Genomic DNA, 20,175 nt, shown 5'->3' with positions numbered 1-20,175 from the left:
CCGGCTCGCCGCATCGACTCACTTCTCGATCGCGGCCTGGCCGTTGCCTTCCGCGTCGATCACGGAGATCTTGCGTGGCTTGGCCTTTTCCGCCACCGGAATCGTCACGCGCAGAACACCACCGCGATACTGAGCTTCGATTCGATCGGTGTCGAGGGTGTCGCCCAGGAAAAGCCGTCGGGTGAAGACTCCTCGCGGCCTCTCCGTCGAGATGAACTCCTTGTTGCGATCGACTTCCGGACGTTCGGCACGAACGGTGAGTACGTTGCGTTCGACGTCGAGGTCGATCGAATCTGCTTCGACCCCGGGCAGGTCGAACTCTGCGACGAAGTGGTCACCCTCGCGCCACGCGTCGAGTGGCATCACCGCAGGCCTGGCCATGGTGCCGAATACCTGCTGCGCGAAACGATCCACGTCGCGGAAGGGGTCGGTGCGCATCAACATAGGGTCTGTCACCTCCGACTGTCCTGCCGTTCGTCACGGCCACACTCGATTCGATTATCTGTGCCATCTGACACAGATTTTATTATCTGCACATTGCTAGAATTTCGTCAACACTTCTGCAACTCCGGCCGGGACAGGAACGGCCGGCACGGCTGACCGGAGGAACCATGGCGCACGATCCGTCACTGCGAGCGCAGCGAGGGGTCTACGGGATTTCGGTGGCCGCCGAACTGTCCGGTCTCGACCCCCAGACCCTGCGCCTGTACGAACGCCGAGGACTTCTGAATCCCGCCCGCACGGCCGGCGGAACACGCCGCTACAGCGACAACGACCTCGAGACCGTGCGACGGATCGCCGAGCTCGTCGAATCGGGTATAAACATCGCCGGAGTCGCACGGATCCTCGAACTCGAGGAGAGCAATGCGGCACTGCGAGAAGACAACACACGTCTGCGCTCCGCACTCGGCGGGGAGCCTCCTCCCCCGCCGAGCGGTCTGTAGGTCCCTGCACGAGAAGCGGGGATACCGGGAAACCCGACCCGAGCAGGCCCGAAAGCGGCTAGCATCGAAGAACGCCTCCCACGTGCGTGGAGTGCGTCCGCCGACCGGACGCACCGTTGGCAAAAGGGGTGACCTCCGTGCGCAGTGCACATTCCGAATCACCGATCGCCGGTAAGGGACGTGACGACACCGTGTCCCCGCCGAACAACATCGCAGACGACACGATTCGCTGGCCCGACCCCAGCCCCCTCGACGGATGGTGGGCCCGCGTCATGGGCAAATCCGTTTCCTGACCGGAATCGATTCCGGCGCCGAATTCCCGACCGTTTCGTCGACACCGAGGTGGACATATGATTCCGCGCCGCGACCCACTGTCCGGTGACCGGTGGGTCTTCCGTTGCGACCATTGCGATCATTGCTACCGCACCGCCGCACACAGCGCGCTGCAGGCGAAGCTTCACGCCCAGGTGAACGGCTGGGCCACCGAGCCGAAGACCCTGTGCCCAGGATGCGCAACACTGTTCACGCGCACGATCGCACCGCTCGCAGGTGCCGACAGTTGAACAGGGTGCCCGATCGCCCCAGACGTTGAAAGAGAGCACCAGCAGGCTGGAAGGGGCCGACGATCGCCGAGCCCCATCCGGTGTGCCTACACGATCAGCTGAAATGCTCTTTGTAGATCTGACCGTGAACACCGACGGTCCGGTCGACCACCTGCGACACCGTGAAGTCGGCTGCTGCCGAAAGATATGCGTACGCGGTCGCGCGGTCCATGCCCTGATCGTGTTCGAGGAAGTCCAGAGCGTTGACGACTGCCCGCCGCATCGCAGCATCGAGGTCGCTGCTCTGACCGCCGACCCCGCCGTCGGGATCGGACAGCCCGATGGGAATCCACGACTCGGTTGTTTCCGCAAACGGGTAACCGTAGGCGACGCTCGGTGCATCTCCCGATCCGGGTTTGCAGACGGTCAATCGGAAGGTCCCGCGCAGTGAACCCTCCATTGCGGTGAGCGCGACTTCACCATCGCCCATCGCCATGTGCGGGTCACCGACGTAGAAGAGTGCGCCGGGCGCGAAGACGGGTAGGAAGAAGGTCGAGCCTTCGCCCAGCAGTCGTATGTCGATGTTGCCACCGCCCAGTGTCGGCGGGATCGAGTTCGAATTCGGTGAGGTCGGATCGGCGTCGGTGGAAAACGCCACGCCCATCATGCCCATGAACGGGCGGAGCGGGAAGCGTACGCGAGAGTTCTGGCCGAAGGGCATGACGCCCAGGCCGTTTTCGATGGATGTGAACACCGATACGTTGCCGTGGGATGTGGGATCGGGAGCGGCTCGTCCGTCTGTGGCGACCGGCGGCATCACCTCGGCGATGTCTATGCCCGCAGGTGCTCCACCGTCGTTGGTCCTTGCAAGCGCGCCCTTGCCGTGCCGACTGGAAACGATGCCGTACGGGACGCGTGGGACGGCCTCCAACGTCTCGATCTTGAGGACGTCGCCGGGTTCTGCACCTTCGACGAAGACCGGTCCTGTGACGACGTGCGGTCCATCCTTGCTGAAGTTGCGCGGCGTGCGCTTGTATTCGGCGGCGATGGCCACAGCGTCCTGGAGCACGTCGCCCGCGGCGACACCTTCGGTACCGAAGAAGTCGACAGGGTTGCGGCCCTGGTCTTCGAGGATTCCCTCGTGTGAGACGGTGTCGATGGTGATGGTTTGCCCCGACTTCATCCGCACAACCGGGCTGCTGTGCACGTTCGGGACGTAACCCCAGAGCACCTGGTCGGGTAGCGATTCCAGGTATACGTCACCGGACCGATTGCCCTGACCCGGCTGCAGGATCGGAATGCCGCCGGCATACGGCAGAGCAGGTGAGGAGACTGCCGGTCCCGCTGATGCGTCCGAGCACGCCGTCGCTACCCCGGCGACACCTACGCCGGCACCGATCGCTGCCACACTCTGAATGAAACGGCGACGGCCGAGCCCCCGCGTGAGAAGTTCTGCGGCACTCCGTGAAAACTGTTCGGGCACAGTAAACCTCCGGTCGGGTGTCGGAGCGCCCAAGCTACCGTGACTGTGTTTCATCCCCTTTGCGGCCCTGTTTCACAAGATCGCCTTTCGGTTCACCGGCAACGGGTCCGAATCCCGAATCGGCCGGTCGTGTTTCCACACCGAGGTTCAGGGCAGCTTGCCGTCGAAGATCGGCCGCATGAAGGTGCGCTCGTACCGGAGCACACAGCCACTCCGGTCACGAATCGCGTCGGCGGCGCGAAACTCGTCGTCGGAATCGAACAACGTGCGGTACCGCTCGTAGGCGGCGAGGGACTCGAACGAGAAGAGAGCGAGCGCCCGGTCACTGGCACCCTCACTGGGCAGAAAGTAACCGTGATGGGTACCGCCGTGTTTGTCGACGAGCGCGATCCATGCGCGTGCGAACCGCTCGAAGTCGTCGGTTTTCGCCGGGTCGATCGTGTATTCCACAACGCAGGTGATCATGACGCGAGAGTAGGCCGCAGGAGTGTCCTGGGGCGGGCGAAGCACGACGTCGCGCCGAGGTCCACCTGGATAGGGTGCGCCGAATCGGGCGGCCGGTACAGAAATCGTCGCGACGCGCAGTGGCGCGATTGGAGCCGTTGCTGCCGGTGAGATCGTGTGGGATGTCGGCGTCGACTCGGCCATCGCCCGAGCACACCAGCACGCCGCCGGGGCCCGCGTGGCCATCGGCAGGCCGAGCCGCCGGGCGGTGTCGACACCGAGCCCGATGATCACGCGTTGGGACACTCACGCGGCGGTTGGACAACCAAGATGCATCTGGCATGCGAGCAGGGCCGCAGGGTCCCTTCACTCACCGTCACTGCAGGTCAGTGCGGCGACAGTTCGCAGTTCGGCATCAACCTGCTCGAGCAGAACCATGCGGTAGCAACGAGATACGACAAACTCGCGGTCCGCTACACCGCCACCGTGCGTAATGCCGCGATCAATCAGTGGCTCCGTACCCCAGGCTTACAAAATACGGCCTAGGCTCGCTTCATGACCGGCGACCCGACACGCTTCGATTCACCCGAGGATCTCTCGGCCGCGCTCGAGACCACGGGTTATCTCGCCGACGACGGCCTGACGACAGTCGCCTTCCTCGCGATGCGGATGGGCAGACCGATCTTCTGCGAAGGGGAACCCGGCACCGGGAAGACCTCGCTGGCAGCGGCTCTCGCCCAAGCCCTGGATCTGCCGATGATTCGCCTGCAATGCCACGAGGGCATCGACGCGTCGCAGGCCCTCTACGACTGGGATTTCCCGCGGCAATTGCTTCATCTGCGGTCGCTGGAGGCGGCGAGCGGCGGCGTGCTCGATGCCGACGCGGCCGAGCGCTCCCTCTACACCGAGCGTTACCTCCTCGCCCGTCCGTTGCTGCAAGCGCTCATCGAATCTCCGTGCGTGCTGCTCGTCGACGAGATCGACCGTGCCGACGACGAATTCGAGGCGTTTCTGCTCCAGCTGCTCGACGAGAACGCCGTGACGATCCCCGAACTCGGAGAGGTCCGGGCAGCGGTCCCGCCCTTGGTCGTTCTCACCTCCAACCGCACTCGCGAGGTGCACGACGCTCTCAAACGCCGCTGTCTCTACCACTGGGTCGAGCATCCGGATCTCGATCGTGAAGTCGCAATCCTGCAGCGGCGGCTACCGGGGCTTGGACGCTCCCTCGCCGAGCAGATCGCGAGGGCGGTGCGGTCTCTCCGCGAACAGGACCTCCTCAAGCCCCCCGGCATCGCCGAATCCCTCGACTGGGCCCGCGCGTTGCAGGCACTCGACCGTGATGTCCTCGACGCGGCCACCGCCGCAGCAACGCTCGGCGCAGTGCTCAAGTACCGCGAGGACATCGACCGAGTCACCCGCACAGGTGTCGATCTGTCGAGGGCGGGATGACGGCCGGCTCCGGCCCGGTCACAGGGCTCGCGGGTTTCGGCCGTGCCCTCGCCGAAGCCGGCCTGCCCGTGACCCTCGACTCCACCACCACCTATCTCGAGGCGCTGGACAGCCTCGACCTCGGCGATCCCATGCAGGTCTACTGGGCGGGTCGCGCCACCCTGTGCCGCACACCGGACGACACGGCACGCTACGACGCGGCATTCGTGCACTGGTTCGGCGACACCGTTCCTACCGCCTCCCGGACGCTGGGACAGCGCACCCGGACAGCACGCATCGCCGCGCTGACGCGAGGTGAAGGGCGAAGGAGCAGCTCCGGCGACCCCGCACCGCGGCTGCAGGTCGCGGCCGACGACACCGACGTCCTCCGCCATCGCGACATCGCCGAGCTCACGACCGCAGAACGCGCTCACCTCGCCGAGCTGCTCACCCGGCTGCGGCCTCGTCCGCCCCGGCGGCGGGCACTGCGTTCGCGTCCCTCCCGACGTGGTCCGGTCGATCCGCGGCGCACCCTGCGCGACATGCTGGCGTCCGGAGGCGAACCGGTCCGACCACGACACCACGCCCGTGCGAGTAGGCCGCGCAGGGTGGTACTGCTGATCGACGTGTCCGGGTCCATGAGCCCCTATGCCGATGCGCTGCTGCGGTTCGCACATGTCGTCACGCGTGCTGCACCGTCGTCCACCGAAGTGTTCTCGCTCGGGACCCGACTGACCCGGCTGTCCCGCGCCCTGCGTGCCCGCGACGCCGGTGTCGCACTCGCCGGGGCGTCACGCGCGGTACCCGACTGGGCCGGTGGAACACGTCTCGGCGACACCCTCCGCGCATTCCTGGACCGCTGGGGGCGCAGAGGCCTCGCGCGGGGCGCGGTGGTCGTGATGTTCTCCGACGGCTGGGAACGAGGCGACGCCTTGTTGCTCGGGGAACAGATGGCGCAACTGCACCGCCTCGCACACCGCGTACTGTGGGTGAACCCGCACGCAGGCGGGGAGGGATACGAACCGATCCAGTCGGGCATCTCTGCGGCCCTGCCGCACATCGATCGTCTCCTCGCGGGGCACAGCCTCGCGACATTGGAAGAGCTTCTCGAGGAGGTCCGGCATGCGTGAGATTCTGGACGAGCTCGACCGGCGGTACCGGGCCGGTGAGCCCGCCGCGGTGGGCACGGTGGTCTCGACGTTCCGATCGGCTCCACGAGAACCCGGCGCGTCGATGCTGGTCGCGCGGGACGGCACCGTCACCGGCAGCGTCTCGGGTGGATGCGTCGAAGGCGACGTCTACGAACTCGCCCAGACGATCATCGAGCACGGTCAGCCGGTCCTGCAGCGCTACGGAGTGTCCGACGACGACGCATTCTCCGTCGGGCTCACATGCGGCGGCATCATCGATGTCTTCGTCGAACGGATCGACACCGAGAGCTTCCCCGGTTTCGTCGAATTCGTCGACTCCGTCCGTGCCGGGGATCCCGTCGCCCTCGCGACCGTCACCGATCATCCGGATCCGGCGGTGCGCGGGCAGCGGTTGGTGGTGTGGCGCGATCGTGTCGAGGGGCAACTCGCCTCACCGCGCATGCACGACGCCGTGGCCGACGACGCGCGCGGACTGCTCGAAGTCGGACGCTCGGGCACCCTCCACTACGGCACCGACGGTGAACGCCGAGGTGAAGGAATGTCGGTGTTCGTCAACGTCTTTCAGCCTCCACCGCGGTTGATCGTGTTCGGGGCGATCGACTTCGCGTCGGCGATGGCCCGCATCGGCTCGTTCCTCGGCTACACGGTGACCGTGTGCGACGCGCGCGGAGTGTTCGCCACCGAAGCCCGCTTCCCCGGCGCCGACGAGGTGATCGTCGACTGGCCGCATCGCTATCTCGCGGCCGAGGCAGAGGCCGGACGCGTGGATGCCCGCACCGTGATCGCGGTGCTCACCCACGACCCGAAATTCGACGTGCCGCTTCTCGAGGTTGCCCTGCGGCTCGACGTGGCCTATGTCGGGGCGATGGGCTCACGCCGCACGCACACCGACCGGATGGCGCGCCTGCGGGAGACGGAGCTGACCGAGGAAGAACTGGGACGTCTGTCGTCCCCGATCGGCCTGGATCTCGGTGCCCGCACCCCGGAGGAGACCGCCGTGTCGATCGCCGCCGAGATCATCGCGTTGCGGTGGGGCGGGGGCGGGCGACGGCTGGCCGACACCGACGGTCCCATCCACGCCCACGAAGAACCTGCCCGATCCGAAGGTCTCGATCCTCAGAAGTACTGAGCGCCACCGTCGATCGAGAAACTCTGCGCGGTCACGAAGGCCGACTCGTCCGACGCGAGGAAGGCGACCATGTTCGCGATCTCGTCCGCCTCCGCCATGTACTTGTTCAGGAAGGGCATGGTCATGCCCGCGAGGCGGGGGTTGCTCTCGGCGGTCTGCGTGATGCGTTCACGCATCGCGCCGGATCCCATCGGGGTGTTCACCGCGCCCGGGTGGATGCTGTTGACCCGGATGTCGTGCTGCCCGAGTTCGGCGGCGAACGCCCGTGCCATTCCGACGAGGGCGTGCTTGCTGGTCGTGTAATGGACCATGAAGGGTTGCATCTTCACGCCGGCGAGCGAGCTGGTGACGATGATCGAGCCACCTCCACGAGCGACGAGGTGCGGAGCGGCGGCAGTGATCGTGTTCCACACACCGGTGACGTTGATGTCGAGGGTGTCGCGGAAGCTCTCGGGTGTGATCTCGTCCCAGGTCTGCGGGATGCAGATACCCGCGTTGGCGACCACCACGTCGAGGCCGCCGAACTGCGCGCTCACCTCTTCGAGGAACTTCTTCGTCCCGTCGAGGTCGCGGACATCGCACTGCGCCAGCCGGGCCGTCGAACCTTCCGCCTCGACGAGCCGAGACGTCTCGTCGAGATCCTCGAGGGTTGCGGAATCGTAGGGGACTCCCGGCAGCGGACCGGCGAGGTCGATACCGGCGATCTGCGCGCCCTCCCGTGCGAGGCGGATCGCATGAGCACGCCCCTGACCTCGCGCGACCCCCGTGATGAATGCGACCTTGCCCTCGAGACGGGTCATCGATTTCCTCTCGTTCTCGTTTGCCGCATTCGGCCGGTTCGGAGACGCGAACGCTATTTCGTCGATTCGGGTCTTTTCTACGCGCGATATGCAGCAGAGTGTCAGTGATCTGTATCACTGCGCTATGCGAAGGTACCTGGAGGATCGATGCGCATCACTGTCACCGTCGACGGAACGCAGTACACGGACGAGGTGGAGCCGCGACTGCTTCTCGTGCACTACCTCAGAGAGCGCCTGGGCAAGGTCGGCACGGTGGTCGGTTGCGACACCAGCAATTGCGGTGCGTGCACCGTGCTGCTCGACGACCGAAGCGTCAAGTCGTGTTCGGTGCTCGCGGTGCAGGCCGACGGTTGCTCGGTCACCACCGTCGAAGGTCTCGCCGTCGGCGATGCACTGCATCCGGTACAGGAAGCGTTCCGCGAGAAGCACGCTCTGCAATGTGGATTCTGCACACCCGGGATGATCATGGCCACCATCGATCTGCTCTCGGAGAATCCCGATCCGAGCGACGAGGACGTGCGGCACGGACTCGAGGGAAATCTGTGCCGCTGCACCGGATACCAGAACATCGTGGCCGCAGCGCGCGACGCCGCGGAGCGACTGCGCGAGAACACGGCAACTACCGAGGAGGTTGCACGATGACGAGCACCGTGGACCCGGCCACCGCCGAGGGAACCGTCGAATCCGAACTCGGCCGGGCGCGACGCCGTAAGGAGGACGAGCACCTCATCACCGGCCGTACCCGCTGGACCGACAACATCGTGCTTCCCGGAATGCTCCACGCGGCGATCCTGCGCAGCCCCGTCGCACACGCGCGCATCACCGGCCTCGACGTCTCCGAGGCAAAGAGCAAGCCGGGTGTCGTCGCCGTCTACACGGGCGCCGACCTCGCTGACGAACAGGGCAGTCTGCCGTGTGCCTGGCCCATCACCGAGGACATGAAGACACCGAACGCGCCCGCTCTCGCCGTCGACGCCGTGCGGTTCGCGGGAGAAGCCGTCGCGATCGTCGTGGCCCGCAGCCCGTACGAAGCGCACGATGCCCTCGACGCGATCGACGTCGACTTCGAGGACCTGCCTGTCGTCCTCGACCTCGAGACCGCGGCGCAGGACGGCGACCTCGTCCACCCCGACCTCGGCACCAATGTCAGCGCGACGTGGATCTTCGATTCCGCCGAGGCCGGCAGCGGCGGCAACGTCGAGGACGCGATCCGCGAGGCAGAGGTAGTCGTCGAGCGGACCTTCCGGCAGCAACGGCTCATCCCGGCCTTCATGGAACCGCGTTCGGTCGTCGTGGATCCGACCGCCTCGCAGATCACCATGTGGTCGGCGACCCAGGTACCGCACGTGCTGAAACTGATGCTCGCGATGACCCTCGGTCTCCCCGAACACAAATTGCGCGTGATCGCCCCCGACGTGGGCGGTGGTTTCGGCGGCAAACTGCAGGTGACACCCGAGGAAGTTCTCACCCTGATCATCGCGCGCCGGCTCCACAAGCCGGTCAAGTACACCGAGACGCGCAGCGAGTCGATGCTCGCCGCACACCACGGCCGCGACCAGGTCCAGAAGCTCACCCTCGCCGCTCGCCGGGACGGCACCGTCACCGGCCTGAAGGTAGAACTGCTCGCCGACATGGGCGCCTATCTGCGCCTGGTCACACCGGGCGTTCCGATCCTCGGCGCGTTCATGTTCAACGGCATCTACAAGTTCGGTTCCTACCGGTTCTCGTGCACCAACGTGTTCACCAACAAGGTGCCCACCGACGCCTACCGCGGCGCCGGACGACCCGAGGCCACCTTCGCGATCGAACGCATCATGGACGAACTCGCCGTCGAACTGTCGATGGATCCACTCGCACTCCGCGAGAAGAACTGGATCAGGCACGAGGAGTTCCCGTTCGACACCGTCGCCGGGCTGACCTACGACTCGGGCAACTACGAAGCCGCGACCGCAAAGGCCCGTGAACTGTTCGACTACGACGGCCTGCGCCGCGAGCAGGCCGAGCGACGTGAGCGCAACGACCCGGTCCAGCTCGGAATCGGTGTCTCGACGTTCACGGAGATGTGCGGCCTGGCTCCGTCTCGGGTGCTCGGTTCGCTGAACTACGGCGCCGGCGGATGGGAGCACGCCGCGATCCGCATGCTTCCGACCGGCAAAGTCGAGGTGGTCACCGGTTCGTCCGCGCACGGCCAGGGCCACGAGACGGCGTGGAGTCAGATCGTCGCAGACCGGCTCGGAATTCCGTTCGAGGATATCGAGATCCTGCACGGCGATACGCAGAGTTCCCCCCGCGGTCTCGACACCTACGGCTCACGCTCGCTCGCGGTGGGCGGCATCGCCGTCGTCCAGGCCGCCGAGAAGGTGGTGGCCAAGGCCCGGCCCATTGCGGCACACCTGCTCGAATGCTCCGAGGACGACCTCGATTTCGAAGGTGGACAGTTCCGTGTGAAGGGAACCTCGAAATCCGTCGGCCTCACCGACGTCGCGCTCGCGGTGTTCGCAGCCCACGACCTGCCCGACGGGATCGAACCCAACCTCGACTCCGAAGCGACCTACGATCCCGACAACTTCTCCTTCCCGCACGGCACCCATCTGTGTGCGATCGAGGTCGATACCGAGACGGGCCACGCGCGCATCCGCAAGTACGTGTGCGTCGACGACGTCGGGCACGTCGTCAACCCCCTCATCGTCGAAGGACAGGTGCACGGCGGGCTCGCCCAGGGCATCGCCCAAGCGCTCTACGAGGAGGCCGTGCACGACGAGTCCGGCACCTTGCTGAGTTCGTCGTTCGCCGAGTATCTGTTGCCCACGGCCGTGGATCTCCCTCCCTTCGTCACCGACCGGACCGACACCCCGGCCCCCGGAAATCCACTGGGTGTCAAGGGTGTCGGCGAGGCGGGAACCATCGCTTCCACGCCGGCCGTCGTCAATGCCGTACTGGACGCGGTACGGCAGTTCGGCGTCACCGACGTCGAGATGCCCTGCACACCGATGCGGATCTGGCATGCGCTCCGCGACGCCCGAGGAGGCACGAAATGATTCCGACCCAGTTCGACTACGTCGCCCCGTCGAGTGTCGACGACGCAGTCGCCGCGTTGCGGGAGGCCGGCGAGGACGCGAAGGTCATCGCCGGCGGCCAGAGCCTGATGCCGGTCCTGCGACTGCGGATGGCCGCGCCGACCGTGCTCGTCGATCTCGGTCGGATCCCCGAACTCCGCGGTATCCGGGACGACGGAGACGCGCTCGTGATCGGTTCGACCACCACACACCACGAGGTGTTGAACGATCCGCTCGTCGCGCAACACGCACGACTGCTGGCCGAGGCGACTGCCACCGTCGCCGACCCTCAGATTCGGCATCGTGGCACCTTCGGGGGGTCGCTCGTGCACGCCGACCCTGCCGGGGACCTCGCGGCACCCGCCGTAGCGCTCGGGGCGACCTTCACCCTCGCGGGGCCGGAGGGACGCCGCACCATCGCGACGGACGACTTCTTCCAGGACTACTTCACCACCGCCGTCGAACCAGGCGAGATCCTCGTCGAGGTTCGGGTTCCCAAGCACACGGGCTGGGCCGCCCGCTACGAGAAGTTCCATCGTGCGGCGCAGCAGTGGTCGATCGTGGGTGTCGCGGCGACCCTCGAAGCTCCGGGCGGCACCATCGAACAGGCCAGGATCACCCTCACGAACATGGCGGCCGTCCCCGTCCGGGCGCGCAGCGTCGAGGAATCACTGGTCGGCAAGCCGGCGACGGCCGAGACGATCCACGCGGCCGCCGAGCACGCCGCGGAGGGCACGGATCCGATGACGGACGGAAACGCGGACGCCGAGTATCGGAGTCACCTCGCCCGGGTACTCACGCGACGAGCGGTGACCACTGCCACCGGGGTCTAGACGATCCACCCGGAACGCCCGGATCCCGGGAAGTACACGTTCGGAAAGGACACCATGCAACTCGAACACACACTGTCCGTCCCCGCGCCGGTCGACGAGGTGTGGACCGCACTGCTGAACCCCGAGAAGGTCGCACCGTGTATGCCGGGCGCGACTCTCACCGGAGTCGACGGCGACAAGTTCACCGGGACCGTCAAGGTGAAGCTCGGACCGGTGGCGCTCACCTTCAAGGGCACCGGTGTCTATGTCGAGAAGGACGAGAATGCTCGTCGAGCGGTGATCGAGGCCGATGCGAAGGACACGCGCGGCAACGGGACGGTGGCCGCCACGATCACCGTCACCCTCAGCGGCGACGGGAACCGCACCGACGGCACCGTGAAGACCGACATGAAGATCACCGGTAAGCCTGCGCAGTTCGGGCGGGGCATGATCTCCGACGTCGGCGGCAAGATTCTCGAGCAGTTCGCGGATTGCCTGTCGAAGAAGCTCGGGCCCGAGACGGCATCCACGGAGGCTGCGACAGCGCAGGCGGCCGAATCACAGCCCAACGAGTCGGTTCCGGCGAGCCCTCCGCTCACCGCGGCGAGCCCGGGTGCCGAACAGCCGGGTGGCGCGTTCGTCGGACCGGGCCATGGAGCGGCCACCGGGGAGAACGAATCCGCAGTGGCGCGTCCCAACGAATCCGTACCCGCCAGCCCCTCGACCCCCACCCCTGCGCCGGCGATGACACCCGCACCGTCGACCCCTACGCCCGCGCCGACACCGTCCCCTGCTGCTCCACCGCAGCCCGAGGCCGAACCGCTCGACCTGATGCAGTACGCCCGGGGGTCGGTCGCGGCGCGGATGGCACCGGTCGGAGTGGTCGCGATCCTCGTCGTGGTCATCGCGGTGATCCTCCAGCGCCGAACGGGGCGCTGATCGAGACGCAGAAGATCCGGGCGCTGTGGATCGCTTGCCCGAGCAGCCGTTCCACAGCGCCCGTGCGGTTCAGACTGCTTGCGCTGCGACCCGTCGACGGCCGCCCGGATCGAGTTGCGACCGTAACCACATGTGGGCGGGATCCTCATCGCGTTCGGCGTGCCACACGGCGAATTCCCGCAGCAGCGGAAGCTCGAAGGTCGGTTCGAGGATTCGCAGGGAGGCCACCTCTGCGAGCTTTCTGCCCATACGTTCGGGCATGAGTGTGACCATGCGAGTGCTCTCCAAGGCACACGGAAGAGCCGCGAGATTGCTGGTGGTCGCTCCGATCCGGGCTACCACTCCGGCACGCAGCAGCGCGCGACCGAGGCCGGCCTCCTCGGAGTACTGCGCGTAGGACAGCAGGGGATAACGTCCGAGTACGTCCCGCGTGAGTTTTGTCCCCGCGTACGGGTGCCCCGACCAGACCGCCCCCACGAACCTGTCGGACACCAAGAGCTGTCGCCGGAAAGACTCGAACTCGAGTGATTCGAGGACGTGCTCGGGCAACACTGCCAGGTCGATCTCCGAACGACGGAAGGCCTCGAGGCTTACGGCGTTCGATGGAAGCAGATCGAAACGGATGGCGGCAGGGGTATTTCCCCGGACCAGCCGCCGCAGCAGACCGATCTCCGCATAATCGCTGGTCATGATCGTGAAAGTGCGCGACTCGGTCGTCGGATCGAAAGTCGGTACGGCCAGGACGGAGTGCTCGAGGGTCCGGAGTACCTCGCGGAGCGGCGCGGCGATCGCCTCGGCCCGTGCGGTCGGGCGCAGGACGCGACCGCTCTTGACGAGCAGGGGGTCGTCGAATTGCTTGCGCAGCCGAGCGAGAGCTGTACTGGTCGCCGGCTGGGACATATTCAGTCGTCGAGCGGCGCGGGTGACATTGCGTTCCGAAAGCAGGACATCGAGGACGACGAGCAGGTTCAGATCGACCCGTCGCAGATCCATTCGACCCCCTGACATCGAAACCCGGCGGAACGGGAAATTCAGGCGGCATAGTAGCGCACCACCGCGATGTATACACAAGGTCGTATACCAGCTATCGGACTTGCATCCTGATCTTGTGAGCACGACGAACAACTACCTACTCTGGCCAACGTCCTGACGGCAGCGAACCGTGATTCGCCCTGGCCCGAATTTCGATGGTGAAATTCTCCCCTGCCGAAGTTCAGTTCGGTCGGCCGCCGACTCAGGCATGCAGAGAGGTTCGGGGGCGGGAAGACTGTGAGTCTCATGAAACAACTGCGGCAGTACACGCCGGAGAACTGGCGGCTGTGGCGCAAGATGACCGTGGTCGTCGCCGTCCCTATCATCGCTGCGACCACGTACGGTTCGATGCGCGTCTACGGCCAGTTCGAAGAGAGCGGTGACTACCGCGCCGCGGCCGAGAACGTCTCCGTTCTGCCCACGCTCGCCGAATACTCCACCGGTGTCGCCGGTGCCGCCGCCGCGACGATCTTGTCGCTGCCCGTGGACAACGGCGCTCAGGTCGCAAACGAAGCCGCGGCCAGGCTCACGGATCAGCTGGACGCCAAGGAAATCGATCCGCAGATCGCCGGGCAGATCAACCGCTTGCTCGCCGAAGGCGAAAGCCTGCTCTCCAGCGCCTCGTCCGGAACGCTGGCACCGACCGTGGCCAGCGAACGCGCCGACGGATTCGTCACCCGCGCCCAGGCCGCCTACCGCGCCATCACGACCGCCAGCGACAATCCCGCGGTCTCGGTCGAGAGCGCCACCCTTCTCGACCTGTGGACCACGCAGTGGACCCTGCTCGACCAGGTTCTCGCGTTCTCCGATCTGAGGACGGAATCCGATGGTGCGCTGCTGATGTGGAGCAACGCCCTCGGCGTCGAGGCCGCGAAACTCGCCGTCCTCCGTGACACTTTCGCCGCGAACCCCGCTGCCGATCCCGCGAAGGTCGACACCCTCATCACCATTCTCGAGAATCGGCGCACTCTCACTAGCGATCTCCAGAGCGGGGGCGGGGACGTCCGTGCCTTGCAGGGCTCGATCTTCGAGAGTCTCATGATCTACCAGGAAGAGGTCGCCGGCTCGGCTACTCGCGCCGTGGCCGTCCTCGACACTCTCGCGGCGGACGCACGCACCGAGGCCCTCGCGAATGCCATCGGCATCGGCCTCGTCCTCGCACTCGCCCTCGGACTGGCGATCATGATCGCCGCATCCCTGGTCAAGCCACTGCGCCGACTGCGCAACGACACGCTGCGTGCAGCCGAAGAAGATCTTCCGGCCGCGCTCGCCGCCATCAAGGACGGCGCCGAGATCGATACTGTCACGCTCTCTCCCGTTCGCGTGCACACCCGCGAGGAGATCGGCGAGGTCGCGCGCGCCGTCGACAGCATGAACGAGGGCGCCCTGCGTCTCGCAGGCGAACAGGCTCAATTGCGACGCCAGGTGAACGAGATGCTCGAGACGCTCGCCCGCCGCAACAAGACGCTCGTGGAACAGCAACTCGCGTTGATCGATTCGCTCGAACACGAAGAACGCGATCCCACCCGTCTCCAGAACCTGTTCGCGCTCGACCATCTCGCCGCCCGTATGCGGCGCACGGGTGACTCGCTGCTCGTCCTCGCAGGTACCCGACAGCGACTCGGCCGGGTTCCCGACACACCGCTCGTCGACGTGCTGCGCGCCGCCGTCTCGCAGGTCGAGAACTACCAGCGGGTCAATATCGGAAACCCGCCCGAGGGCAATCTGGTCGGTAGCGCCGTCACCGACGTCGTCCACATGGTCGCCGAACTCCTCGACAATGCGCTGCGCGCGTCACCGCCCGACAGCACCGTGGCGTTCGCCTTCTCCCGTGCCGTGGACGGTGGTCTTCTGCTCGAGATCGCGGACCGTGGAATCGGCATCCCGGCAGACGAACTCATGGAGATCAACGCTCGACTCGGGTCCGACAGCGAAGCCGGATCCGGTGCCGCGCGACGAATGGGCCTGTTCGTGGTCGCCCGCCTCGCCGATCGCCACGGCATCACCGTGCGCCTGCGTCCCACCTTCGACTCCTCGACCAATGCGGGTATCACCGCGAGCATCTACCTACCGACGAGCCTGCTCAAGGGAACGGCCAGAACCCACGAGGACCCGTACCGGATCGATCGGCCTCGACGTCTGCCCGATCCTCCCGCAGACAACTTCGAGCAGTACCAGTCCGCACCGGCGTCCGCACCGCAGCCCACACTCGAAAATCATTACGCTGCCCCGGTGTCCGCTCCGCAGCCGGCGCTCGGAAACCAATATGCTGCACCGGCGCCCGCGCTTGCGGCGCCCGGCACGAGTCCCGGTGTTCGGCGCGGTCAGCTGCACGAACGATGGGTTCCTCGCGGCACAGGACAGTAGGGCGGCAGTCCGGCGTGAGCGGGACGGCGACGACCGCCGACCCGCTCACGCGGCATATCCGGCACAGTGGGCACCCGGCGGGATAAAGTCGACGAGCCGACCGTGCCGTCTCCGAGGGAGCCACCCGTGAAACGTTTCGCGCGCACCACAGCACTTCTCGCCGCATCCACGATCGTCCTGGCCGGCTGTTCCGGCGACGGGGGCGACGATCCTCTCGCGGCCGACTCGGCGGACGGCGGCTCGGTCGTCGTCGGTTCTGCGAATTTTCCCGAGAACGTGCTGCTCGCCGAGATCTATTCGCAGGCACTCGAAGGCGCGGGAACCGAGGTCACCCGGCAGTTCAACATCGGTAGCCGCGAGATCTACTACGACCAGGTCGCTTCGGGAGCGATCACCCTCATCCCCGAGTACAACGGCGCTCTGCTCGCCCGGATCGATCCGGACAGCCTCGCCGCCACCACAGAGGACGTCAACGCGGCCCTGTCCGAGTCTCTGCCGGAGGGGCTGGAGATCCTGACCTCCGCCCCCGGCGAGAACAAGGACGCCCTCGTCGTCACCGAGGAGACAGCGCAGCGATACAACCTGACGAGCATCGCCGATCTCGCACCGATCGCAGGCGAACTCGCTCTCGGAGGACCACCGGAATTCGAGACACGACAACAGGGTGTGGTGGGTCTGCGCGAGGTGTACGGAGTCGAATTCCGTGAGTTCGTGCCCACCGACACCGGAGGTCCCATCACGATCCGGGCGCTCTCGGACGGCACGGTACAGGCCGCGAACATCTTCACCACCGATCCTTCACTGACCACCGAACCGTTCGTGGCCCTGGAGGATCCGGAATCGGTGTTCGGAGCTCAGAATGTCACGCCGCTCGTCCACCGGGCAGATCTCGACGACGAGGACATCGCGGCAATCGACGCGGTGTCCGAGAGGCTCACTACCGACAGCCTCGTCGAACTCGTCGGGCAGGTGGTCACGGACGGCCGCGATATCGACGTCGTCGCCGAGGAATGGTTGCAGCAGAACAACCTGAATTGACGGAAGTCGGTGCCGCGTGATCACATTCGACAACGTCGAGAAGCGCTATTCCGACGGAACCGTTGCCGTGAACGGGCTGTCGCTCGAGGTCCCCACAGGCAGCCTGACGGTGTTCGTCGGGCCGTCGGGATGCGGAAAGACCACTTCGCTGCGCATGATCAACCGAATGGTCGAGCCCACGAGTGGTCGTGTACTCGTCGGCGGGCGCGACATCCGCGACGAGGATCCCCATCTCTTGCGCCGCGGAATCGGATACGTCATTCAGCACGCCGGACTCTTCCCACACCGTACGGTGGTCGACAACGTCGCCACGGTTCCTCGGCTGCTCGGAGCCACCCGCAAGCAGGCCCGGGCCACCGCAATGGATGTCCTGGGCCGTGTCGGTCTCGGAAAAGAACTGGCACAGCGCTATCCGGCACAACTCTCGGGCGGGCAGCAGCAACGCGTCGGTGTGGCACGCGCGCTGGCAGCCGATCCGCCGATCCTGCTGATGGACGAACCCTTCTCGGCAGTCGACCCCGTGGTCCGCAAGGAACTGCAGCAGGAACTGCTCCGCCTGCAATCGGAACTGGCCAAGACGATCGTGCTCGTCACGCATGACATCAACGAAGCGATCACGCTCGGCGACCGGGTGGCCGTGTTACGTCCGGGTGGGGTGCTCGCCCAGTACGCAACGCCGGAAGACCTGCTCACCTCCCCCGCCGACGAATTCGTCGCCGGCTTCCTCGGTGTCGATCGGGGCGTTCGGCTCATGTCGTTCTTCTCGTCCGCAGACCTGCCGTTACGCCAGGACCCGGTGGTCACCGGTACCGGCACCGAGGACCTCGGCGGCGACCGCTGGATTCTCGTCGTCGACGAAGACAGTAGGCCACTGGGTTGGCGTGGTGCCCGGGCCGATTCGACGATAGTGCCAGTAGGGCGACCGTTCGTACCGGGGCGCGATCCGCTGCGGGTCGTGCTCGACGCAGCGGTTCTCTCGCCGTCGGGTCATGCGGTGGCGGTAGACGACGACGGCCGAGTGCTCGGGGTGGTCAGCGGTGAGGACGTAGCGGCGGCAGCCCGTTCGGGACACAACGGGCGAGCGGCCGACGCTCCCCGCGCGGTCGCGATGCGGAAGTCGCCGTGAGCCTTCGTATTCCCGGATATCTCGGAACTTTCTGGGAATTGCTCGGTGACCATCTCGTCATGGCGCTCGGCGCGTCGCTGCTGGGCCTGGTCGTCGCGCTTCCCCTGGGATTGGCGTGCGTGCGGTGGCCGCGGGCGTATTCTCCGGTGCTCGCGATCTGCAGCGTCCTGTACTCCGTTCCGTCGCTTGCCTTCTTCGTTCTCCTCATCGCATTCACCGGGATCAGCCACACCACCGTCGTCCTGCCGTTGGCCGTCTACGCACTGGCGGGACTCGTACCCAACGTCGTCGACGGGTTGCGTTCCGTGCCGGACAGTGTCCGCCAGTCCGCGGTGGCCATGGGATTCTCGACCCCGCGACGGCTGTTCACCGTCGACCTGCCGCTCGCGATCCCTGCGGTCGTCGCCGGCCTGCGGGTCGCTACGGTTGCGAACATCAGCATGGTGAGCGTCGGAGCGTTGATCGGCATGGGGGCATTCGGGGCCCTGTTCACCGCTTCGGTGCAGCTCGACCGGCTCGATCTGGCGATCATCGGCATCGTCGTGACCGTGGTGATGGCATTGGTCGTCGATGCGGTGCTCGTGCTCGTCCAACGGCTGGCCACGCCGTGGATGCGTCACACTCCCGAGGCGCACCGATGACCACACTGCTGCACCATCTTGCCGAGTACTTCGGCAATGCCGCGAACTGGTCGGGACCATCCGGGATTCCCGTGCGGCTCGTACAGCACTTCGGGTACACGATGCTCGCATTCACCATCTCCGTTGTTCTCGCGCTGCCTCTCGGCCTGTGGACCGGGCACACGGGCAGAGGTGGTGTGCTCGTGTCACTGATGGCGAACTCCGCCCGTGCTCTTCCCACCTACGGCCTGCTCGTGCTGCTGGTGGTGCTGACCGGAATCGGGTTGGTACCGGTGCTGGTGCCGCTGGTGGCGCTTGCGGTGCCTCCGATCCTGCTGAACTCCTACGAAGGGATCCGCGGGGTCGACCCGGCACTGACGGATGCTGCCCGAGGGATGGGCATGACTCCGTCGCAGATCCTGATGCGCGCTCAGCTGCCTGTCGCTCTACCCCTGGTCCTCGGCGGCATGCGTACCGCAGCGGTGCAGATCGTCGCGACAGCCACCATCGCTGCGTCGGTGAGTTTCGGCGGAGTAGGCCGACCCATCGTGGACGGTCTCGCGCGCAGCGACTATGCCCTGGTGGTGGGCGGCGCGGTCCTTGCGGCGGTCTGTTCCCTGCTGGTGCTGGCGATCTTCGCGGCCCTCGGACGTCTGCTCTTCTCGCCGGGTGTGCGTGCGGCCCGCGACTGATCTCCGCCCGTGCGGACGGGCCACGAAGTTGTCGGGGTCCGGGAGCACACTACGGATAGAGACGAGATCCCATCGAGGAGGCGCAGGTGCGATGTATGCGCGACGCGATACCTACTTCGGCCGGACGTCTCGGCGTGTGCCCCTGTACTCCGTCGCGCCCGACCCGAGCGTCGGTCCCGACGACCGCCTTCCCTCGGGCGTGACACTCGACCGGATCCTGCCCGAATCCCTGCTGCACGGTCGCCTGGTCGCGTACCACGACGCAGACGGCGACAGGGATTACGTCGCCGTGGCCGTCGGCGCCGTGGCGGGTGAGAACGATGTGCCGGTGTGGGCTGCCACCGAGGAGGCCCTCGTCGTCTCCGCGGCCCGCAGCACCGTGCACGGGGTTCTCCTCGGCACCGACGACGACCGACTCGACGAACGCGAGATCGACCGTCAACTCCGCTTCGGCGGGCCGATTCGGGAGTTGCTGGAGTACATCGGTGCGAGGTCGGTCGTGATCGATTGGCACGTCACTGCCGCGTGACCAGCACGGATGTGCGCAAGCCGGGCAGTCGGGAACGCGCCGA

Annotated in this window: 21 protein-coding genes and 1 pseudogene; 17 read left to right on the top strand and 5 right to left on the bottom strand. The window is 66.3% G+C overall.

Going from position 1 to position 20,175, the window contains the following annotated elements; translation table 11 throughout:
* Window positions 1–18: 18 nt before the first annotated feature.
* Window positions 19–444 (bottom strand): Hsp20 family protein, encoded by a 426-nt coding sequence (locus tag ABZ789_RS05905; protein ID WP_358421233.1) that lies wholly within the window; start codon window positions 442–444, stop codon window positions 19–21.
* A gap of 167 nt (window positions 445–611) precedes the next feature.
* On the opposite strand from ABZ789_RS05905, the gene ABZ789_RS05900 reads away from it, so the two are divergent.
* The 3 genes from ABZ789_RS05900 (at window position 612) to ABZ789_RS05890 (ending at window position 1,507) form a co-directional block, all read left to right on the top strand.
* Window positions 612–944, top strand: a complete 333-nt coding sequence (locus ABZ789_RS05900) for a helix-turn-helix transcriptional regulator (RefSeq protein WP_358420351.1) — start codon at window positions 612–614, stop codon at window positions 942–944.
* Window positions 945–1,081: 137 nt separating this feature from the next.
* Complete coding sequence (locus tag ABZ789_RS05895) at window positions 1,082–1,237, top strand: hypothetical protein (RefSeq protein WP_358420348.1); 156 nt, start codon at window positions 1,082–1,084, stop codon at window positions 1,235–1,237.
* 57 nt (window positions 1,238–1,294) lie between these two features.
* On the top strand, window positions 1,295–1,507 hold the full coding sequence (locus ABZ789_RS05890) for a hypothetical protein (RefSeq protein ID WP_358420345.1): 213 nt from the start codon (window positions 1,295–1,297) through the stop codon (window positions 1,505–1,507).
* Between the two features lie 94 nt (window positions 1,508–1,601).
* On the opposite strand, the gene ABZ789_RS05885 is transcribed toward ABZ789_RS05890, so the two are convergent.
* Window positions 1,602–2,969 carry an acetamidase/formamidase family protein gene (locus tag ABZ789_RS05885; RefSeq protein WP_358420342.1) on the bottom strand — a complete coding sequence of 456 codons (1,368 nt, stop codon included), beginning with the start codon at window positions 2,967–2,969 and terminating at the stop codon, window positions 1,602–1,604.
* A gap of 147 nt (window positions 2,970–3,116) precedes the next feature.
* Entirely contained in the window at window positions 3,117–3,434 is a 318-nt protein-coding gene (locus ABZ789_RS05880; RefSeq protein ID WP_358420339.1) for an NIPSNAP family protein, read from the bottom strand.
* A 169-nt stretch (window positions 3,435–3,603) separates the two neighbouring features.
* Between ABZ789_RS05880 and ABZ789_RS05875 the strand changes: the two are divergent.
* From ABZ789_RS05875 to ABZ789_RS05860, 4 genes and pseudogenes are all read left to right on the top strand, one after another.
* Window positions 3,604–3,959, top strand: a pseudogene (locus ABZ789_RS05875) (IS5/IS1182 family transposase); the annotation flags it as partial.
* A 9-nt stretch (window positions 3,960–3,968) separates the two neighbouring features.
* Window positions 3,969–4,862: a MoxR family ATPase gene (locus ABZ789_RS05870; RefSeq protein ID WP_358420336.1), complete on the top strand. Its 894-nt coding sequence runs from the start codon at window positions 3,969–3,971 to the stop codon at window positions 4,860–4,862.
* Complete coding sequence (locus tag ABZ789_RS05865; RefSeq protein ID WP_358420333.1) at window positions 4,859–5,971, top strand: VWA domain-containing protein; 1,113 nt, start codon at window positions 4,859–4,861, stop codon at window positions 5,969–5,971. The genes ABZ789_RS05870 and ABZ789_RS05865 overlap by 4 nt, the downstream gene beginning before the upstream one ends.
* Window positions 5,964–7,121 carry an XdhC family protein gene (locus ABZ789_RS05860; RefSeq protein WP_358420330.1) on the top strand — a complete coding sequence of 386 codons (1,158 nt, stop codon included), beginning with the start codon at window positions 5,964–5,966 and terminating at the stop codon, window positions 7,119–7,121. The genes ABZ789_RS05865 and ABZ789_RS05860 overlap by 8 nt, the downstream gene beginning before the upstream one ends.
* Here ABZ789_RS05860 and ABZ789_RS05855 read toward each other — a convergent pair.
* The gene (locus ABZ789_RS05855) at window positions 7,109–7,921 is read right to left on the bottom strand and encodes a mycofactocin-coupled SDR family oxidoreductase (RefSeq protein ID WP_358420328.1); all 813 of its coding nucleotides are present in this window, start codon (window positions 7,919–7,921) and stop codon (window positions 7,109–7,111) included. The genes ABZ789_RS05860 and ABZ789_RS05855 overlap by 13 nt on opposite strands.
* Before the next feature lie 147 nt (window positions 7,922–8,068).
* On the opposite strand from ABZ789_RS05855, the gene ABZ789_RS05850 reads away from it, so the two are divergent.
* The 4 genes from ABZ789_RS05850 to ABZ789_RS05835 are packed head-to-tail and all read left to right on the top strand — an operon-like array spanning window position 8,069 to window position 12,728.
* Window positions 8,069–8,563 (top strand): (2Fe-2S)-binding protein, encoded by a 495-nt coding sequence (locus ABZ789_RS05850; protein WP_358420325.1) that lies wholly within the window; start codon window positions 8,069–8,071, stop codon window positions 8,561–8,563.
* Complete coding sequence (locus ABZ789_RS05845; protein WP_358420322.1) at window positions 8,560–10,959, top strand: xanthine dehydrogenase family protein molybdopterin-binding subunit; 2,400 nt, start codon at window positions 8,560–8,562, stop codon at window positions 10,957–10,959. The genes ABZ789_RS05850 and ABZ789_RS05845 overlap by 4 nt, the downstream gene beginning before the upstream one ends.
* Complete coding sequence (locus ABZ789_RS05840; protein ID WP_358420319.1) at window positions 10,956–11,810, top strand: xanthine dehydrogenase family protein subunit M; 855 nt, start codon at window positions 10,956–10,958, stop codon at window positions 11,808–11,810. The genes ABZ789_RS05845 and ABZ789_RS05840 overlap by 4 nt, the downstream gene beginning before the upstream one ends.
* A gap of 54 nt (window positions 11,811–11,864) precedes the next feature.
* Window positions 11,865–12,728, top strand: a complete 864-nt coding sequence (locus tag ABZ789_RS05835) for an SRPBCC family protein (protein ID WP_358420316.1) — start codon at window positions 11,865–11,867, stop codon at window positions 12,726–12,728.
* Window positions 12,729–12,797: 69 nt separating this feature from the next.
* On the opposite strand, the gene ABZ789_RS05830 is transcribed toward ABZ789_RS05835, so the two are convergent.
* Window positions 12,798–13,721: a LysR family transcriptional regulator gene (locus ABZ789_RS05830; protein WP_358420313.1), complete on the bottom strand. Its 924-nt coding sequence runs from the start codon at window positions 13,719–13,721 to the stop codon at window positions 12,798–12,800.
* A 285-nt stretch (window positions 13,722–14,006) separates the two neighbouring features.
* Between ABZ789_RS05830 and ABZ789_RS05825 the strand changes: the two genes are divergently transcribed.
* From ABZ789_RS05825 to ABZ789_RS05800, 6 genes are all read left to right on the top strand, one after another.
* Window positions 14,007–16,127, top strand: coding sequence for an ATP-binding protein (locus ABZ789_RS05825; RefSeq protein WP_358420310.1), 2,121 nt, complete (start codon window positions 14,007–14,009; stop codon window positions 16,125–16,127).
* Window positions 16,128–16,253: 126 nt separating this feature from the next.
* A complete protein-coding gene (locus ABZ789_RS05820) occupies window positions 16,254–17,165 on the top strand; it encodes an ABC transporter substrate-binding protein (protein ID WP_358420307.1) in 912 nt (303 codons plus the stop codon).
* Window positions 17,166–17,181: 16 nt separating this feature from the next.
* A complete protein-coding gene (locus ABZ789_RS05815) occupies window positions 17,182–18,291 on the top strand; it encodes an ABC transporter ATP-binding protein (RefSeq protein ID WP_358420304.1) in 1,110 nt (369 codons plus the stop codon).
* Complete coding sequence (locus tag ABZ789_RS05810; protein WP_358420301.1) at window positions 18,288–18,932, top strand: ABC transporter permease; 645 nt, start codon at window positions 18,288–18,290, stop codon at window positions 18,930–18,932. Before ABZ789_RS05815 ends, ABZ789_RS05810 begins: the two co-directional genes overlap by 4 nt.
* Entirely contained in the window at window positions 18,929–19,603 is a 675-nt protein-coding gene (locus ABZ789_RS05805) for an ABC transporter permease (RefSeq protein WP_358420298.1), read from the top strand. Before ABZ789_RS05810 ends, ABZ789_RS05805 begins: the two co-directional genes overlap by 4 nt.
* A gap of 91 nt (window positions 19,604–19,694) precedes the next feature.
* Window positions 19,695–20,132 carry a hypothetical protein gene (locus ABZ789_RS05800; protein ID WP_358420295.1) on the top strand — a complete coding sequence of 146 codons (438 nt, stop codon included), beginning with the start codon at window positions 19,695–19,697 and terminating at the stop codon, window positions 20,130–20,132.
* Window positions 20,133–20,175 lie beyond the last annotated feature (43 nt).

It is taken from the genome of Rhodococcus sp. NPDC047139 (assembly GCF_040643435.1).
GTDB lineage: Bacteria > Actinomycetota > Actinomycetes > Mycobacteriales > Mycobacteriaceae > Rhodococcus.
The sequence above is the reverse complement of the archived record's forward strand: the minus strand, read 5'-3'. Positions and strand labels throughout refer to the sequence as shown.

What these genes read in the sequence shown, in the direction of transcription:
- ABZ789_RS05905 (WP_358421233.1), bottom strand. Translation starts at nt 444, where the DNA reads ATGTTGATGCGCACCGACCCCTTCCGCGACGTGGATCGTTTCGCGCAG.
- ABZ789_RS05900 (WP_358420351.1), top strand. Translation starts at nt 612, where the DNA reads ATGGCGCACGATCCGTCACTGCGAGCGCAGCGAGGGGTCTACGGGATT.
- ABZ789_RS05890 (WP_358420345.1), top strand. Translation starts at nt 1,295, where the DNA reads ATGATTCCGCGCCGCGACCCACTGTCCGGTGACCGGTGGGTCTTCCGT.
- ABZ789_RS05880 (WP_358420339.1), bottom strand. Translation starts at nt 3,434, where the DNA reads ATGATCACCTGCGTTGTGGAATACACGATCGACCCGGCGAAAACCGAC.
- ABZ789_RS05870 (WP_358420336.1), top strand. Translation starts at nt 3,969, where the DNA reads ATGACCGGCGACCCGACACGCTTCGATTCACCCGAGGATCTCTCGGCC.
- ABZ789_RS05865 (WP_358420333.1), top strand. Translation starts at nt 4,859, where the DNA reads ATGACGGCCGGCTCCGGCCCGGTCACAGGGCTCGCGGGTTTCGGCCGT.
- ABZ789_RS05860 (WP_358420330.1), top strand. Translation starts at nt 5,964, where the DNA reads ATGCGTGAGATTCTGGACGAGCTCGACCGGCGGTACCGGGCCGGTGAG.
- ABZ789_RS05855 (WP_358420328.1), bottom strand. Translation starts at nt 7,921, where the DNA reads ATGACCCGTCTCGAGGGCAAGGTCGCATTCATCACGGGGGTCGCGCGA.
- ABZ789_RS05850 (WP_358420325.1), top strand. Translation starts at nt 8,069, where the DNA reads ATGCGCATCACTGTCACCGTCGACGGAACGCAGTACACGGACGAGGTG.
- ABZ789_RS05845 (WP_358420322.1), top strand. Translation starts at nt 8,560, where the DNA reads ATGACGAGCACCGTGGACCCGGCCACCGCCGAGGGAACCGTCGAATCC.
- ABZ789_RS05840 (WP_358420319.1), top strand. Translation starts at nt 10,956, where the DNA reads ATGATTCCGACCCAGTTCGACTACGTCGCCCCGTCGAGTGTCGACGAC.
- ABZ789_RS05835 (WP_358420316.1), top strand. Translation starts at nt 11,865, where the DNA reads ATGCAACTCGAACACACACTGTCCGTCCCCGCGCCGGTCGACGAGGTG.
- ABZ789_RS05830 (WP_358420313.1), bottom strand. Translation starts at nt 13,721, where the DNA reads ATGGATCTGCGACGGGTCGATCTGAACCTGCTCGTCGTCCTCGATGTC.
- ABZ789_RS05825 (WP_358420310.1), top strand. Translation starts at nt 14,007, where the DNA reads ATGAAACAACTGCGGCAGTACACGCCGGAGAACTGGCGGCTGTGGCGC.
- ABZ789_RS05805 (WP_358420298.1), top strand. Translation starts at nt 18,929, where the DNA reads ATGACCACACTGCTGCACCATCTTGCCGAGTACTTCGGCAATGCCGCG.
- ABZ789_RS05800 (WP_358420295.1), top strand. Translation starts at nt 19,695, where the DNA reads ATGTATGCGCGACGCGATACCTACTTCGGCCGGACGTCTCGGCGTGTG.